Below are 16,305 nucleotides of genomic sequence, written 5' to 3'. Positions count from 1 at the left end.
CTACCAATAAATTCTTGCCATTTAATTGATAAACATCATTAATATAAGGGAATTTTTTATTGACCCCAACCTGGCAGATTTTATCAACCTTTACCTAGATTTTCCGGTACCTGAATTTTATGGAAAATCGCATAAAGAACCGGCACAAACAGTAATGTCAAAACGGTCGAAAATGCCAAACCAGCCATAATCGCCACGGCCATCGCCACAAAGAAAGCATCTGTCAAAAGCGGAATCATACCCAATACAGTCGTTAATGCTCCCATGCTCACTGGACGAGTTCTGGAGAGCACCGAATGAATCACCGCATCGAATTTTTCTTTTCCATTTGATAACTCCAAATTGATTTCATCAATCAGCACAATTGAGTTTTTGATCAACATTCCCGTCAAGCTGAGGAAACCAAGCAATGCCATGAAATCAAAAGGTTTGTCAGCGGTATAGAGCCCAAATCCTACACCCACCAGCGCCAACGGAACGGTTAACCAGATAATGATGGGCTCTTTGACAGAGTTGAACAACATGACGACAATCAACACCATCATCACCACAAACATTGGAATAGACGCCATCAAACTCTCTTTTGCGTCATTGGAAGATTTATATTCACCTTCCCATTCCAGCCGATAGCCATCCGGCAGTTTCAAAGCCTCTATCGGTGCTTTCACCTTCTCGAAAATGGAACTTTTCAAAGCGCCGATTGCCGGATCACACATCACCTTAAACTTTCTCATACGGTTTTTGGTGTGAGATGCTGCATCGACAAATTTCACTTCAATCTTCTTGATAACTTGATTGATTGGCACATATTTACGGGCACCGCTTGACCAGACCTGAATGTTATTGATCTGGCTGACATCCAAACGGTCTTGTTCGGAAGCACGCGTTACCATTGGAATCATTTCGTCCTGCTCACGATAGTAACCTACGGTCAGTCCGTCGAAATTCAAATCCAAACTCTTGTTAAAGTCTTCACGAGTCACACCCACTTCACTGGCACGCGCTTCATCAAAGACAGGAACGACTTCTTTAACCCTTTCTCGCCATTCGCTGCGGATGGCCGTACCGCCTTTCTCTCGCATAATGGCTTTGATTTCTTCGCCAATATGACGCAATACATCAGGATTCGGGCCATAGATAACCGCTTCTACCGCCGGATTGGTCGGACCTAGTGCAAATTGCTCAGGTCTCGGCAACACAGACGGATAATGGTCTATCACATACTGTCTGAACTTCGCCATCAACGCTGGAATGTCATGGTAATCCTTGACGGTAATGACCAGAAATCCATAACCTGAAGGATCTTTTTCCGGGGTATAAGTCAATAGGAATCTAGGCGCGCCACTGTCAATGAAGCTGGTAACATCCTTAACCTTATCGTCTTGTCTAATCACATGTTCAATTTTGTCGGTGATTTTCTTCACCTGACTAATATCCGTATCTTCAGCAAAATAAAGATGGAACATGAATTGATCACGTGTCGAAGATGGAAAAAAACTGTTCTTTAGATTGCTAAATGCCAGGAATGACAGCGCCAATAAACCAACCATTACCATGACGGTAATCCAACGTCTTCGGATAAGTACAACCAACACCGATTTCATCCAGCGATAAAACTTGTTATCGAAAGGATCTTTATTGGCTTCTCCGGCTTTAACTTTAATGAACATCACACCCAGTAAAGGCACCACCGTGATTGCCACCAACCAGCTCAACAGCAACGAATAGAGAATGACATAGAACAATGAGCGGGTATATTCACCAGTACTGTCTTGTGACAAACCAATAGCACCGAATGCCAAAACTGCAATGATGGTCGCACCCAATAATGGCCAAAAACTTTGAGAAACTACTTCACCGGCGGCTTTGACTCTATCCATACCTTTTTGAATACGAACCAACATGCCATCAATTACGACAATGGCGTTATCCACCAGCATCCCTAAAGCAATAATCAGTGCGCCAAGAGAAATGCGCTCGAGCATAATACCCTGCATTTTCATGATAATGAACGTTGCCATGACGGTAACGAACAACGCCGTTCCGATAATGCTGGCACTACGGAATCCCATGAAAATCATCAGAACGGCAATAACAATGACCACGGCTTCCATCAAATTAACCATAAAGGCGTTAATAGAGGCTGTTACACGATCCGATTGTAATGAAATAGGGTGTAACTCAATCCCTACTGGAATTTCGGCTTGTAGTTGGTGTAGCTTAGCTTCTACCGCCTCACCCATTTTGACGACATTACCACCTTGAACCGTGGATATACCTAAAGTCACGGCTTGGGTACCATTAAACTCAATGTATTTACTGGCGGGCTCTTGATAGCCGCGATAGACTTTAGCAATATCTTTCAAATAGATCAGACGTGAAGATTTATTATCATGATCTTTGGATTCAATCACTAAATTCTTGATATCGTTGACCGCGTCAACTTTGCCCGTTGGATTGATGGTGATGTAATCTGACCCGACTTTCACTTTCCCAGCTGGGACTAGAGTATTTTTATTATTTAAACTGTCGAAAATATCATCAAGACCAATTCCCAAAGTGGCAATTTTGTCGCGATTCAATTCAATATAAATGGTTTCCGGCTGTTGACCTTGGATGTCTATTTTGGCGACATCTTTCACTAACAGAAGTTGTTTTCTGAGAAATTTGGCATAGTCATACAGTTCTTTATAGCTGAAACCTTCACCAGTTACAGCGTAAAGCGTGCCATAAACATCACCAAAATCATCATTAACAATAGGTTTAGAAACACCTGGAGGGAGTTGTGGGATGACATCATCAATCTTCGAACGAAGCTTCTGCCAAATAAGCGGTAAATCCTTTTTACCGTATTTGTTTTTCATAGTCACGGTAATGACCGAAGTGCCACGTTTGTTCAACGCCTGGACTTCTTTTACTTCGCCTAACTCTTGAATCTTAGTTTCGATTTTATCGGAGACTTCTTCTGCAACTTCTTTTGCGCTGGCACCTGGATAATAAGTAATAATCAAGGCATCCTTAACCGTAAACTCAGGATCTTCAAGGCGTCCTAAATTTTCATAGGAAAAATAACCGGCAATAATGACAAATAAAGTGAAAATTAAGGTGACTGTGCGTTTCTTAATAGCGTATTCAGCAATATTCATAATAGACACCTTACTGCTGCTGAGGTGGAAGTAGTTTTACCTGTTGTCCTTCCGTAAGATAATGCACACCGGCAACGACAATTTTCTCTTTCTCTGAAATCCCTTTGAGTACTTCGATTGAGCTCCCTCTTAATTCACCAACTTCAACAGGCACTTTATGTACTTTTTTGTCTTTGTCGATTACCCAAACAAATTGTTGATGATTGCCATTAGGGTCAGCAAATACAGCATCTACTGGTAACTGTATTGGGCCAGACAATGTTGAACCGGATAATTCCACAGTAGCAGTCATACCTGGAAAAAGATTGAATCCTTCCTTATCAATAATTCCCAATGTGATTTTATAAGTACGGGTAACAGGATCAGCTTCCGTGGTGAACTCATTAACCTTTAAAGCGAATTTCTTATTGGGAATAGTCGAAATCACAGCGTTGATTTTTAAATGATCTGCATTTTCCTTTTGCGCAATGATTTGTTCTGGAACGGATATGACTATTTCCAGATCATCATTGTTTTGCAAACTGACAATGGATTGTTTGGCCTGTATATCGGTAAAGTTTCTAACATATTGTTTGGCAACAGTTCCCGAGAAGGGCGCCAACAGTTTGGTATCATCCAACGCTTTCTTAGCCAAACGAACATTGGCATCGGCTTGATCTTTTTGCGCTTGAAGTTTATCCAGATCGGATTGAGAAATGTATTCTTTGGAAATCAGCCTTTTGCCTCTCAAATAATTGGCATTGGCATTTTTGAAACCGGCAACTGCAGAATCGTATTTTGCTTGAAAATCCCGCGGATCTAAAGCACCGATCAATTCACCTTTCTTAAGATGTTGACCTTCTTTAATGGGTAATTTCGTTAACTTTCCAGATACTTGGAAAGACAGATCAACACGATCCTTGGCTTGTAATGTTCCTGGAAACTCACGCAAACCCGCACTATTTGGTGCGGACACTTCAACATATTTGACAGGTCTGACAATTTCCTTTGTCGTTTCTTCGGAGTGATGACCACATGCAGTTAAACCAAAAATCACCGTCAGCATAATAAAAATTAAACGCAAATTCATGAATACATCTCCGAAGGTTTTATTGTTTTATTATGCGTATTTATACGATTTTATTTAATTAAAATCAAAGTCATCTAATTTCGGTTGTGGTGGATTTCCATCATAAATCAAATTCATTCGGTACTGCATATAGGATTCGCGCATAAAGATGTAAGGATCCGGCTGGCTTTTCATCTCGCCCGTTAAATTCACTACCTTGGTGTAATCAACAAACTTACTACCAACAAACAGTAACGCTCTTCCTGATAAATCTGTTTGAATGACATAAGGGTAAGTTGGGTTATAGACCGAATCTATTGATCCCCCCACCAATTCACGCGTGGTATATGGACCTAAAATTGGCATCATAATAAAAGAAGATTTGTCCCAAAATCCCCATTTATAGAGGGTTTGACCTAAATCTTCTTGTTGATATTTCAATTTGGCAGGAGTTGCAATATCCAATAATCCGGCAAGCCCCAAAGTACTGTTAATACTGAATCTCATAAAACTGCTGAGTGCTTCTTTTGGTTTACCCTGGAATAAAGCATTAACCACATTTAATGGTTCTTTCAGATTTTGAAAAAAGTTACTGATGCCCTTTCGTGCTGGAGAAGGGACATAATTCTGATAGGCATTCGCAACCGGCATACCGACAGCATCATTAAATCCCATGTTAAAAGCAAATACTGCACGGTTATAAGATTCATAAGGATCTTTGTCATTCATCGGTGAACCAGGATCGGCAAAAGCCGATACCGAAAATAACAGTAATAAACTTAAGAATAATGTCTTCATAAATATCAATTTTTAGTCGTACATGGCAGCTGAATTGACAATAACAATTCTTGGAAGAGTTTGAGTAATTTCGTTCTTGGAAAACTTTTTCGCCAAGCCATGATAACCGTTCTTTTTGGAATAGGGGCAGTAAGTGGCTTATAAACCAATAATTCATTACTGTTTTCTTGAACAGCAGTACAAGGCAAAATTGTCAATCCCGCTCCGGAAGCGACCATATAACGGATGGTTTCAAGTGAACTACCTTCTAGCGTTTTTTGTAATGGATGACTTTGATAACCGGAGTGATTCAAATTGGGATAGGCTTCAAGAACCTGATCTCTAAAGCAATGTCCGGCACCCAATAAAAACACCACATCTTCTTCAATTTTATTCAAATTGATTTCTGGCTCTACAGCCATTTTGTGATGCACTGGTAAAGCTGCAACAAATGGTTCTTCATAGAGGGTTATTTTTTCAATATTTTTGTCATCGAAAGGTTCGGCAACCAAAATAATGTCCAATTCTCCTGATTGCAGTTTTTTCGCTAATTCATGGGTGTAATTTTCTTCAACTGTCAAACGAACCTGCGGTGCATTTTGGTTAAGTTGTTTGATAACACTTGGCAATAAATAAGGGCCAATGGTATAGATAGCACCAATATTTACTTCAGAAACTTCAGAAAACTCATCTTTTGCAATCTGTTGAATCATTTGCGACTGCTTCAATATATTTTCAGCAATTTCAATAACTTGTTTACCAATTGGTGTCAGTATAACGTCATTTTTTCTTCTTTCAAAAAGTGTGACATTCAATTCATCTTCTAACTTTTTGATAGCAACGCTTAGTGTTGGTTGGCTGACATAGCAGTTTTCAGACGCTTTTCTAAAATGTCTGGTTTTGGCTAATTCAACGCAATATTTAAGTTCAGTTAATGTCATATTATTTAAAGAAAGATATATATATTCTTTTTTTCTTTTTTTGTTGTTATTAGTGAAGCTTTATTTGGTGCATAACTCTATAAATCAGATTGTTTTCAACGATTTATAATGTGGATATTTCCTGTTTAAATTTAATGATAGCCCTTTGATGAGATGTGATTTATTTGTGGATAAATTTTGTGGCTTTCAGTTATTCAAATTTTATTCACAGGTTGTAACAGGTTTTACAGAGGTTTTTCACTATCAGGGTTTTTAAGGATTATATTATTAACCCGTTTATAATAGTTAAAATTAAATTATTACAGTTATCACTATGTCATTAGCCCAATTGATAAAAAATCGCCGTACGGTTTATCAATTTGAAGATAAACCTATTTCATTGAATTTGATTGAATCTTTTATTGAAGCAGCTGTTCATGCCCCAAATCATAAACTAACGGAACCTTGGCAGTTCTTGATTATAGGTCGTCAAACCCAAGATCGTTTAGCTAAGATTTATGCAAGTAATCGTGCATCGAAAAATCATGAAGAAGGGTCTGAGGGTTATCGTTTGTCTTTTGAAAATTCGATTAAGAAATTTTTAGCGATTCCTCAGTTGGTTTTAGTGGTTCAAAATTTATCTAAAGATCCAGTGATTTGTAAAGAGGACTATGCTGCCTGTAGTTGTGCAATACAAAATTTTCAACTGTCTGCTTGGGAACAAGGAATCGGTGTGCAATGGAGCTCAGGACCGATTCTTAAAGATGCTGAAACCTTTTCAATTTTAGAGTTAGATAGTGAAAATCATGAGTTGATAGCAGCTTTATATATGGGATATCCGTTAGCTGTAGGAGAATCTCAACGAAAAGCAATTTCTGAAGTGATTAGGCATTATGATTAGTTAAACTGGATGGATTCTTCTTCTTCTGAATAATTTGGCCCATTTTGGCTTAAAGCTTGTCTTAAGAAACGTTTGAAGAGCAGTTTGTTTTGAACGGCTTCTGGGAAATCCGTAAATAGTAGTATTTCTTTTTTGATCAATACATCAATAACGTCTTCGGTGATACGAACCATATCTAAATCCAGGTCATACATGATTCGTTTGACGTTTTCTTGATTGTCTGTTTTTTGGATAAAGTTTTTAACGTCTTCATTGAAAATGGATGATTTCTCATAATCTGCTTTTTGATCAAAGCAGATATCAATAATTTGATTTTTTTCATCTCTCTTAACGTAGATCATGGAATCATCCTATTTTTTAATTTTCAATTTCAGAGATAACGCTTCCCAATAGCTCGGTTAGACGGTCATTTTCAGAGTAATCGACAGGGCAATCGATAATGGTGACTGTATTCGAAGCTAAAGCGGTTTTCAATGCAGGCAGTAATTCGTCGGCAGCGTTAATTCTGATACCTGTAGCGCCAAAAGCTTCAGCATACTTAACGAAGTCAGGGTTTTTGAAATCTATGTAAGCAGGGCGGCCATAACGGCGCTTCTGTTTCCAATTAATTAACCCGTACTGGTTGTCATTCCAAATCAATATGACAAAAGGCGTTTCACTACGTAATGCAGTTTCGATTTCTTGAGAGTTCATCATAAAACCTGCATCACCTGTTACAGCGACAACCGCTCTATCTGAAAAGGCGAGTTTTGCGCCGATGGCTCCAGGAACGGCAATGCCCATACTGGCAAAACCATTTGAAATAATACAGGTGTTTGGCAACTCGCAACGGAACATACGCGCCATCCACATTTTGTGAGCACCGACATCACTGATAGCGATATCTTTTTTACCCATCGCAGTTCTGAGATCCCAAATGATTTTTTGCGGCTTCATTGGCCAATCTTGGCTTTGTGAAACACGCTCCATTTCATCAAATAAAGATTGCCTTAGTGGGAATTGAATTGGCGTTTTCGGTTGCTCAGGTAAAGCTTGTCTTAAAGCATCTAAATTAAATGCGATATTACCAACCAATTCGACATGAGGGATATAACTGTAATCAACTTCTGCGGAACGGGTGTCGATATGAATAATCTTATGTTTGCGGTTTGGATTCCATAGGTGAGGGTGGTATTCGACCATATCGAATCCTACACAAATTACCAAGTCTGCTTCGGCAAAACCGCCGTTGTTGTAATCACCTTTTTGTAATCCGGCGGTTCCCATAGAAAGTGGGTTTTTATAATGTGGAACCACCCCTTTTGCCATAAAGGTGTTGATGATTGGGATATTGTAGTGAGTTGAAAAAGCATATAGGCTTTCTGATGCTTTAGCTCTTACTGCCCCATTTCCAACCAAAATCAAAGGTTTTTTTGCGGTTTGGATGATATTTGAGGCTTCTGCAATCAACTCAGAATCAGCCAAAGTCAGTTTTGAATGAACAACCGGTAAAGGGGTTTCTTCAATTTCCATTTCACTGATGTTTTCCGGAAAATCTATAAACGAAGCGCCGGGTTTTTCGGCCTGAGCCAATTTAAAAGCTTTTCGCATGACTTCAGGAATGGTTTCCGGTTCAAGAATTTGAATGGCATATTTGGAAATGGGTTTAAACATACTCACCAAATCCAAAACTTGGTGAGATTCTTTATGCATGCGGGTAGTGGCGGCTTGTCCGGCGATGGCAACAACAGGGGAGTTATCCATATTGGCGTCGGCAACCCCTGTGACTAAGTTGGTGGCGCCTGGACCAAGTGTAGAAAGACAAACTCCTGCCTTCCCGGTCAAACGACCATAAACATCTGCCATAAAGGCAGCGCCTTGTTCATGGCGGCAGGTGATGAATTTGATTTTAGAATCAACCAAAGCATCCATAATCTCCATGTTTTCTTCGCCTGGAATGCCGAAGATATATTCGACGCCTTCATTTTCCAGACATTGAACAAAGAGTTGTGATGCTTTCATTAGGAGTCCTTTTTATCCATAGTTAGCTTCTACCCAACCTGGCAGATTTTCATTATTTTTGATTATAAACCAATGGATTTAAAAGGCGATAAAAAACGGCGCAAGCGCCGTTCTCAAAAAAGAAAATTGTTTTGAATATTATTTATGGGTAAGTTCGTTAACCAATTGCCAAAGTTGTGGTTTACCTTCTGCCATTGGAACATCAGTGTGGTATTTACCATTGACGATAACCGCCGGTACACCGTCGACACCATATTCTTTGGTTAGAATTCTGGCTTTTTGAACCATTTGATCGACTTTAAAACTCTTGAACATCTGAACATAATCGCTGTGTTTTACACCGAATTGCTCGCAGTAATTGGCAAGGGTTTCAATATCGAAAATACGTTTTCCGTCACGTTGAATGGCATCAAAATAGGCTTCGTGAAACTTATTTAAGATTCCCAATGCCTTAGCCGTATAAAAAACACGCGCCATAAACACCCAGTTTGGATTATCCAAAACCGCAGGCATGCGTTCGAAATGAACGTTTTTAGGCTTGGTTTTTAACCATTGATTTAAACTTGGTTCAAGGTGATAACAGTGCGGGCAGCCATAGAAGAAGACTTCGACGACTTTTTTCTTATAAGGCTCGATAGAAATGGGTTTAGGCAGTTTCTGGTAGTTGATGCCTTCCAAAAATTTTGATGGTTGAGCGCTCCACGCCTGGGAACTCAGTCCCAGTGTAGAGGCACCGAATAGAGTAGTTAAAAAATCTCTTCTTAGCATAGTGTTATTGATCTATTAAATATTAAAGTTCACCGTATGAATGTAGTCCTGATAGGAACATATTCACACCAAGGAAAGCGAAAGTCGTTACCAAAAGACCAATCAATGCCCAATAAGCCATTGGACGTCCACGCCAGCCTTTAGACATACGGATATGTAACCAAGCCGCATAGTTCAACCAAACAATCAATGCCCAGGTTTCTTTAGGATCCCAAGACCAGTAACCCCCCCAAGCTTCAGCAGCCCATAGTGCCCCTAGGATAGTTGCAATGGTGAAGAAGCCGAAACCAAGAGAGATGGCTTTGTACATTAAGTCATCCATTTTTTCCAATGCTGGCATTCTGGCTGCGAATTCGCTGTTAGGGTTTTTCTTAACGGCAGAATCTGTCAATAAATAGGCGAAACCGACCATTGCTGCAATAGAGAAACTTCCGTAGCCAATGAAGTTAGCAGGAACGTGTATCTTCATCCAGTAACTTTTCAGAGCAGGTACTAGAGGTTGGATAACATAAGCATGACGATCAAAGGTATACCAAAGGATAAAGGCAACAGCAGCACTCACTACCAACATAACGAAACCACCCATGGCACGGGTTTTCAATTTTTGCTCGTAGTAAAGATACAGTAGGGTCGTGATGACTGTAAACAGGATGAATACTTCATACAAACTACTGACCGGGATGTGGCCATAATCAGGGTTGATCAAGTAAGATTCACGCCAGCGAACCAACATTCCGACCAACCCGAATGTAACACCCGACCAAGCTAGGGTAGAAGCTACCTTACCGGTAAATTCAGATTTATTGAACAATGCAAAGAAGTAGGTTGCCATGGCCATGACATACAAAGCGCTCATCCACATAAATGCCGATTGGCTCGAGACCAAGAAGCGTAGGAAGAATGCGTGCTCGTTTGCACTGATTTGGTTATTGTGGATGCTGTAAGACCACAATGCCAAAAGCGTTAAAGCGGTAATGAAATAAGACAAGGTTCTGATGCTAGGCCAAAAACGCCCCAACATGATCAGACCGACAGTGGCTCCGACCAGAATGGCGTCTTCGTAAAGTCCCATCAAGGCATTAAATTCCTGCCAAGCCAAGAAACTTCCGATAGCGACGAGAGCTGCCCAGATAATTTCTCTAATCAAATGGTTCTTATTTCCATAGTTTGTTTCAATTGTCGAGTTGAGAGTGTTCATGATTATGATACCTTCAAGTTAGTTTTGACAATCTCTACGAGTTGGTCAAATTCAATTTTCGTTTCCGGAAGATCTTTTCTATCCTTACCGGCAATCGTGAGTGCGTTTTCTTGTTTAGAGTAAGCCAGCCAAACGCGTTTCTGACGAACATAGAATAGGATGAATACCCCAATTATAAGCATTGCACTCCCGAAAAAAACGACATCTTTTCCAGGGGATTTAGTGATTTGTAACCCGGTTGCATTGATTTGTTTGAAGGATTTCACTTCAAAATACATTGGTGGTCCATAGTTTGGTAAGCTGTTGATTGCATTCAACGCATCTTCAAACCATTGTTTGTCGAAGTCAGACAAATTGTTTCCGCTGATATGCTTATCTGGGAAAGTCTTGTCCATAAATTCAAGGTAAAGCATCTGCAAAGCGTAGCTTGTTTGACTTAAGTAATAGTCTTTGACCTTTTCTTGCTCGTTTTTAGGGACTTTTTTCTGAACGAATAAATCTATACCTCTAAAACCTTTGTCTCGGAACAACACCATCAATTGCTGCAGCAGTTTAAGCTGTAGGCTGTAGGTTTTGTCATCCAAATTGTTTGATTGTGGAATGGCATCTTTCAGATATTGATGGATTTGTACCGAATTGTTCAATAAAGCTAAGAATTTGAAGAAACGGTCTTTAGTACGCTTATCATCCGCAGGAATGAACAGGTAACGGTATGGCGCAGATGGTTCAGTACGCATACCGGTCATGAAAAACCAGCGACCATCCTGTAGGTTAGGTTGCATGTAGTTTTCATATTCCCAGGCAATTCCTTGGTCGTTACGAACCTTAAAGATAATGGTAGGGCCATTGTTGTGCATTTTTTTGCCGGTTTTTTCTTGCTCTTCTTTCGTTGCTGGCACGATATTGAACATTTTGAAATCATTGAATTCAGCTTTGAAAGTACCAATAGGTGTTTTCAAAGGTTCAACCTGACTTACTGCTGTGTCAATGTCCAGAGCATTTGGATATGGCGACAAAAGCGGGTGTATTGCCAACTTCAATTTGGTTCCGCCATCCCCGAAAGACGATTGATAGATTGAATAGTTTTTGTATACCAGCGGGTGGTTTACTTCAATAGTCTTAACAATAGGTTTTTTCAGATCCGGCGCCGTCAGGACAACATCTGATTCAAAAGATTTTGGCATTCCGGTATCGTAGTAGCGAATACGGAATTGCTTAACGTGGATTGAGAAAGGTAGTTTTTGTACCAAAAATCCTTGGCCATAAGGCAAGAAAAGTACATCGGTACTTTGACCTTCAGCGACGTTGACTGTACCACGGAAAGAGAAGTTATTCGGGGATAACCAAGACTTTTGTGGAATTTCATTTAATGGAATCGAGCGGGTTTCTGGTGCAAGCGTTCCTGTCAGTTGGCGATATTTCAGTAATAAGTCGCTATCAAAGAGTGCGCCGACACAAATCACGATAATGGATACATGGGTGAAAATATAACCTAGGCGGCTCCAACGACCCTTCATCCCGGCAACCGTGACGTTACCATTTTCACTATGGTGTACTTTAGTCTTATAACCGTTTTCTTCTAGGGTTTGCTTCGCTAATGCTTCATCGAAGCCTTCAACCGCATAGGTTTCTGAGTAAGGCTGATGTTTGTAAGCATTGATCGACATGGTTTCACTGTAGTGCTTCATGTCTTTGATAAAGTTTGGCGAGTTACGTACCAGACAGGTTGCAGTCGATGTTAGAAGGAAAAGCAGGACTAAAATAAACCAAGCGGCGCCATATACATGGAATAGACCGAGTGTATCGAACACATGGGTCCAAAAGGGGCCAAACTTAATAATATAGTTTTGAAAAGCTTCGTTTTGTTTGAGAACAGTCCCGATAACAGAGGCGATCGCCAGCATGACCAACAGCGTCACAGCAAGGTTCATAGACCCTAGGAATTGGATGAATAGGCTAGGTTTTTTAGATGTAACGATGTTTTTTTCTGACATTTTTACTGATTTTCGGATTTCATTAGACAAAAGATTGTAAAGTATAAACCGATTGTTATTATTGATAAAGTATTAAGGACTTTATCCCCATAACACTCGCTAAAACCCTATAAAATAAGCGGAATTTCGTCAATTCGATCACACAAATTATTATGCAACATCCTCTATATCAAAAAGCGCATTACCTCAAATCTGCACCTGACTTAAGCCATTGTCCTGAAGACGAAGGTTATGAAGTCGCTTTTGCCGGGCGTTCTAATGCCGGAAAATCTAGCGCATTAAATGTGCTTACTTCACAGAAATCCTTAGCGAGAACCAGTAAAACGCCTGGCCGCACACAGATGATTAACTTTTTCGAGTGTGATGAGAATCGACGCTTGGTGGATTTACCGGGCTATGGTTATGCCAAAGTAAATATCAATGTAAAGCAGGCTTGGGAAGCAGGGCTTTCGGCTTATGTAGAGCAACGCGAGTGTTTGCGTGGCATGATTTTGTTGATGGATGTCCGCCTGCCACCGACTGAAATTGATATGGTCATGTTGGATTGGACGTTAGATTTAGGGTTACCTGTTCATGTTTTGTTGACCAAATCGGACAAATTGAAGAAGGGACCGGCGCAAGCAAATCTATTGAAGCTGAAGAAACTCTTGAAGGAATCCTACCCTCACGCAACGGCACAACTGTTTTCTTCTTTAAAACGGCAAGGTGTTGATGTTGCCTGGCAAAAGCTTGATGAATGGATGGAATATGAAAGACCGCCAAAGCAAGTGGTTTAAAGTCTTATGCAGGATAAAGAAGTTAAAGGTATTTTAGACTTTTGGTTTTCGGATCATGTTAGACCCTTGTGGTTTAATTCCACGCTGGAGCTGGATACTGAAATTCGCGAAAGGTATCAAGATTTATGGCAACAAGCCCAGCTAGGGATGCTAGACAGTTGGCTTGCCGATGCCGAATCCGCGTTGGCGCTTATCATTTTACTCGATCAAATGCCCTTGAATATGTTTCGAGGGCTGCCTGAAAGTTTCCAAACTGAACAGCAAGCTGTTAAAGCAACTTATATTGCTCTTGAAAAGGGGTATGCAGATCAATTACCAAAATCTCGCTTGGCATTTTTGTTGATTCCTCTGATGCACAGTGAAAACTTGCATGACCAACAGAAGTCGGTTGAATTGTTCAAACATTATGGATTAGTCGATAACCTTCAGTTTGCCCGACATCATCAAAAGATTGTCGAGCGTTTTGGACGGTTTCCGCATCGTAATGCAATATTAGGTCGACTAAGCACCGCTGAAGAAGAGACCTACCTTACTTCAGGCGATGCATTTAAAGGCTGACCTAGAAACGATAGCCCGCTTTAATGCTATAAGTCGGAACATCTCCAATTTGGTTATATGCAACCAGAACATCCATAAAAGCTAAGTTGATATTCACGCCAACGGCTAATTTAGCTAAAGTAGAGCTTACTTTTTTCAACGTTACGCCACTGATGCGGTTATTTTCTCTTGGATTAACTTCACCCTGAATCACCCCTACCGACGCATAGGGCGTTAAGTTAGCTAAACCTTTCGAAACACCGAGATCTAACCCATAGCTTTTGTAATCTAACGCGCTGATACCATTTGATTGAGTGTAATGTCCATTAATTCCTAGCGCAGGAGACACTGTACTGCCTTCCAAAATTGCCCAATTTAGATTGGTACTCCAAGTAGAAAGGTTGCTGTTGGGAAATGTTGTATAGTCAACACCAATATCAAGACCAAGCGGCATCCCCTTAGCTAAGTGCAGTGTTACACCATTTAATGAACTGCTAGCATTATTAGAGACCGCGTCCATATGTTTGTGTTTGAGTTGCGAGACATTTGCGGAAATGCCTATATCAAATCCGGTTAAACCGAGAGGCTCTGCCGGACTTAAGGTTTTGTAGCCAAGCACTCCAGTGAGGTCGGTTGAAAACGCCTTAAACTGGTTTTGCGAGCTGAAGTTTAAGTAATCAATATTATTGCCCGCAAAAGCGTTCAATGAAAATAGTAAAAGAAAAGCCAAGGGCGCTGTAATCAAGCGAGTAGAAGCATGCATGATATTTACCTTAAATTGAGAATGAACATTTTCATTCTACATAAAAAACCCCTCATTGAGAGGGGTAAAAATTAAGCATTAAATGGAAGGTGAAGACTAGAAGTCGAATTCGATCCCAGCTGATGCAATCAACCCGGCATCTTTTTGTTTGTTAATAACACCAGAGAAGTCAGTTGTTGTTGTTGCAACATCAAGATTCAAGAAGCCGAATGTCAAACCTACGTCAGTATAAGTGTATTTATTTCCTGCTAGGTTTCCACGCATTCCTAAACGAACGTCTGGAACATACCAAGCAGAGTTGGTTGCATAACTAGCACTAGCACTCCACCACTGGGTATCTTGGTTGTTCAAGTCATTGGCTTTTGCCAAATCATATGACCCTGCAATTGTCCAGTGACGGCTGGCGGTATTGATTTGTCCTGTCACGCGGTACTGAGGCTTTAAAGTGAAGTCAGATTCGATATAACTTGCGAAAGCTGTGCTGGCGCTGGTTGTTGATAAGTTATGAGTTTTGAATTTTGGTGAAGTCAAATTCATCCCTACTAACCCGAGGGAGTAGTTTTCATGAATCCAGTTAATACCCACATCTGCTGTAATTGCAGTTTCGCTAGAACCCGTATTTAAGTCAGATAGATAGTCCCCGGTATCTTTACTTCCACTACCACTGTTATCGCTGACAACTTGGCTGAAGTCAACCATCTTGGTATTTGATAGTAAGCTTAGGTATCGAGCAGTAACACCTACAGAAAGGGTAGAGTTATTGTTTGAAATAATATTGGTTCCATAGCCTAAAGCAACTTCTGTAAGTTCTTTATAGCTTAAGTTCCATGCTGCGGCACCGGAGTTAACACTCAAATCATAATTAGATCCATTTGGTGTAGCGGTAACAACGATAGCAGTGCTCGTGTTGTCTACAACATTAACCTTAGTTGCAGCTTGTTTTGAAATATCTAGGGACAACCCGCCGCTGAAAGATCCGGACTTGATTAACAGAGGAATTGTTACTCCTGCCGTTGCTGCAATATTTCCATTATTATAGTTAGAAAAATATGTATTCAAGTTTGATTGTAGTTGGTTTTTCGCATTGTTAGCGTCTGTCGAGTTAGTATATGTTTTGTCTAGGATAGACTGGATATTATCTTTGAAGTAATCTGAGTATCCTTGCAAACCATGAGATTCAACGCCTATTTGGAACCCGGCGCCTAGACCAACGCGGTAACCACCTGTATCGCTTTTATTGATAGCGTTATAAGCGGGGTTAGCCAGCGGGCTGTAGATTGTATTTGAGTTAGATGCATCGCCATAGGTGATATTTGGGCCGATTGGCATGTAAGAGCTAGGTGCTGCATTAGCTCCAGTTGCGCAAGCTGCTAGGACGCAGCTTAATAATACATGTTTTTTCATGGCTTAGACTCCTCCAGAGAGATATAAATAATTGCGTAAATCTTATTATAGGCATCTTACATTAATATGAAA

At 40.3% G+C, this 16,305-nt stretch carries 14 protein-coding genes; 3 read left to right on the top strand and 11 right to left on the bottom strand.

The window, feature by feature from the left end; translation table 11 throughout:
* Positions 1–83: 83 nt before the first annotated feature.
* From HVMH_RS00265 to HVMH_RS00250, 4 genes are read right to left on the bottom strand one after another with little or no spacing between them, the layout of a single operon-like run.
* Complete coding sequence (locus tag HVMH_RS00265; RefSeq protein ID WP_029911354.1) at positions 84–3,146, bottom strand: efflux RND transporter permease subunit; 3,063 nt, start codon at positions 3,144–3,146, stop codon at positions 84–86.
* Positions 3,147–3,156: 10 nt separating this feature from the next.
* Positions 3,157–4,215: an efflux RND transporter periplasmic adaptor subunit gene (locus HVMH_RS00260; RefSeq protein ID WP_029911355.1), complete on the bottom strand. Its 1,059-nt coding sequence runs from the start codon at positions 4,213–4,215 to the stop codon at positions 3,157–3,159.
* Positions 4,216–4,269: 54 nt separating this feature from the next.
* Positions 4,270–4,992, bottom strand: coding sequence for an MlaA family lipoprotein (locus HVMH_RS00255; protein ID WP_081822734.1), 723 nt, complete (start codon positions 4,990–4,992; stop codon positions 4,270–4,272).
* Positions 4,993–4,997: 5 nt separating this feature from the next.
* Positions 4,998–5,912: a hydrogen peroxide-inducible genes activator gene (locus tag HVMH_RS00250; protein ID WP_029911359.1), complete on the bottom strand. Its 915-nt coding sequence runs from the start codon at positions 5,910–5,912 to the stop codon at positions 4,998–5,000.
* A gap of 313 nt (positions 5,913–6,225) precedes the next feature.
* On the opposite strand from HVMH_RS00250, the gene HVMH_RS00245 reads away from it, so the two are divergent.
* Complete coding sequence (locus tag HVMH_RS00245) at positions 6,226–6,792, top strand: nitroreductase family protein (protein WP_029911360.1); 567 nt, start codon at positions 6,226–6,228, stop codon at positions 6,790–6,792.
* Here the strand turns inward: HVMH_RS00245 and HVMH_RS00240 are convergent.
* From HVMH_RS00240 to HVMH_RS00220, 5 genes are all read right to left on the bottom strand, one after another.
* On the bottom strand, positions 6,789–7,133 hold the full coding sequence (locus tag HVMH_RS00240; protein WP_029911361.1) for a hypothetical protein: 345 nt from the start codon (positions 7,131–7,133) through the stop codon (positions 6,789–6,791). The genes HVMH_RS00245 and HVMH_RS00240 overlap by 4 nt on opposite strands.
* Before the next feature lie 16 nt (positions 7,134–7,149).
* Positions 7,150–8,793, bottom strand: coding sequence for an acetolactate synthase large subunit (locus HVMH_RS00235; RefSeq protein ID WP_029911362.1), 1,644 nt, complete (start codon positions 8,791–8,793; stop codon positions 7,150–7,152).
* A gap of 138 nt (positions 8,794–8,931) precedes the next feature.
* Complete coding sequence (locus HVMH_RS00230; RefSeq protein WP_029911365.1) at positions 8,932–9,561, bottom strand: thiol:disulfide interchange protein DsbA/DsbL; 630 nt, start codon at positions 9,559–9,561, stop codon at positions 8,932–8,934.
* 22 nt (positions 9,562–9,583) lie between these two features.
* Positions 9,584–10,759: a c-type cytochrome biogenesis protein CcsB gene (ccsB, locus tag HVMH_RS00225; RefSeq protein WP_029911368.1), complete on the bottom strand. Its 1,176-nt coding sequence runs from the start codon at positions 10,757–10,759 to the stop codon at positions 9,584–9,586.
* A gap of 2 nt (positions 10,760–10,761) precedes the next feature.
* A complete protein-coding gene (locus HVMH_RS00220) occupies positions 10,762–12,753 on the bottom strand; it encodes a cytochrome c biogenesis protein ResB (protein ID WP_029911371.1) in 1,992 nt (663 codons plus the stop codon).
* Positions 12,754–12,905: 152 nt separating this feature from the next.
* Between HVMH_RS00220 and yihA the strand changes: the two genes are divergently transcribed.
* The gene (gene yihA, locus HVMH_RS00215) at positions 12,906–13,529 is read left to right on the top strand and encodes a ribosome biogenesis GTP-binding protein YihA/YsxC (RefSeq protein WP_029911374.1); all 624 of its coding nucleotides are present in this window, start codon (positions 12,906–12,908) and stop codon (positions 13,527–13,529) included.
* A 6-nt stretch (positions 13,530–13,535) separates the two neighbouring features.
* The gene (locus tag HVMH_RS00210; RefSeq protein ID WP_029911378.1) at positions 13,536–14,087 is read left to right on the top strand and encodes a DUF924 family protein; all 552 of its coding nucleotides are present in this window, start codon (positions 13,536–13,538) and stop codon (positions 14,085–14,087) included.
* A 1-nt stretch (position 14,088) separates the two neighbouring features.
* Here HVMH_RS00210 and HVMH_RS00205 read toward each other — a convergent pair whose 3' ends face one another.
* Positions 14,089–14,829 (bottom strand): hypothetical protein, encoded by a 741-nt coding sequence (locus HVMH_RS00205; RefSeq protein ID WP_029911382.1) that lies wholly within the window; start codon positions 14,827–14,829, stop codon positions 14,089–14,091.
* Between the two features lie 96 nt (positions 14,830–14,925).
* The gene (traF, locus tag HVMH_RS00200) at positions 14,926–16,233 is read right to left on the bottom strand and encodes a conjugal transfer protein TraF (protein WP_029911385.1); all 1,308 of its coding nucleotides are present in this window, start codon (positions 16,231–16,233) and stop codon (positions 14,926–14,928) included.
* Positions 16,234–16,305: the final 72 nt, after the last annotated feature.

It is taken from the genome of Hydrogenovibrio marinus (assembly GCF_013340845.1).
Taxonomy (GTDB): Bacteria; Pseudomonadota; Gammaproteobacteria; order Thiomicrospirales; family Thiomicrospiraceae; genus Hydrogenovibrio; species Hydrogenovibrio marinus.
Note: the sequence above shows the minus strand (reverse complement) of the source record. Positions and strands in the feature narration are given on the sequence as shown.

Excerpts from the sequence above, each read along its gene's own strand:
- HVMH_RS00265 (WP_029911354.1), bottom strand. The coding sequence starts at position 3,146 with ATGAATATTGCTGAATACGCTATTAAGAAACGCACAGTCACCTTAATT.
- HVMH_RS00260 (WP_029911355.1), bottom strand. The coding sequence starts at position 4,215 with ATGAATTTGCGTTTAATTTTTATTATGCTGACGGTGATTTTTGGTTTA.
- HVMH_RS00255 (WP_081822734.1), bottom strand. The coding sequence starts at position 4,992 with ATGAAGACATTATTCTTAAGTTTATTACTGTTATTTTCGGTATCGGCT.
- HVMH_RS00250 (WP_029911359.1), bottom strand. The coding sequence starts at position 5,912 with ATGACATTAACTGAACTTAAATATTGCGTTGAATTAGCCAAAACCAGA.
- HVMH_RS00245 (WP_029911360.1), top strand. The coding sequence starts at position 6,226 with ATGTCATTAGCCCAATTGATAAAAAATCGCCGTACGGTTTATCAATTT.
- HVMH_RS00240 (WP_029911361.1), bottom strand. The coding sequence starts at position 7,133 with ATGATCTACGTTAAGAGAGATGAAAAAAATCAAATTATTGATATCTGC.
- HVMH_RS00235 (WP_029911362.1), bottom strand. The coding sequence starts at position 8,793 with ATGAAAGCATCACAACTCTTTGTTCAATGTCTGGAAAATGAAGGCGTC.
- HVMH_RS00230 (WP_029911365.1), bottom strand. The coding sequence starts at position 9,561 with ATGCTAAGAAGAGATTTTTTAACTACTCTATTCGGTGCCTCTACACTG.
- ccsB (WP_029911368.1), bottom strand. The coding sequence starts at position 10,759 with ATGAACACTCTCAACTCGACAATTGAAACAAACTATGGAAATAAGAAC.
- HVMH_RS00220 (WP_029911371.1), bottom strand. The coding sequence starts at position 12,753 with ATGTCAGAAAAAAACATCGTTACATCTAAAAAACCTAGCCTATTCATC.
- yihA (WP_029911374.1), top strand. The coding sequence starts at position 12,906 with ATGCAACATCCTCTATATCAAAAAGCGCATTACCTCAAATCTGCACCT.
- HVMH_RS00210 (WP_029911378.1), top strand. The coding sequence starts at position 13,536 with ATGCAGGATAAAGAAGTTAAAGGTATTTTAGACTTTTGGTTTTCGGAT.
- HVMH_RS00205 (WP_029911382.1), bottom strand. The coding sequence starts at position 14,829 with ATGCATGCTTCTACTCGCTTGATTACAGCGCCCTTGGCTTTTCTTTTA.
- traF (WP_029911385.1), bottom strand. The coding sequence starts at position 16,233 with ATGAAAAAACATGTATTATTAAGCTGCGTCCTAGCAGCTTGCGCAACT.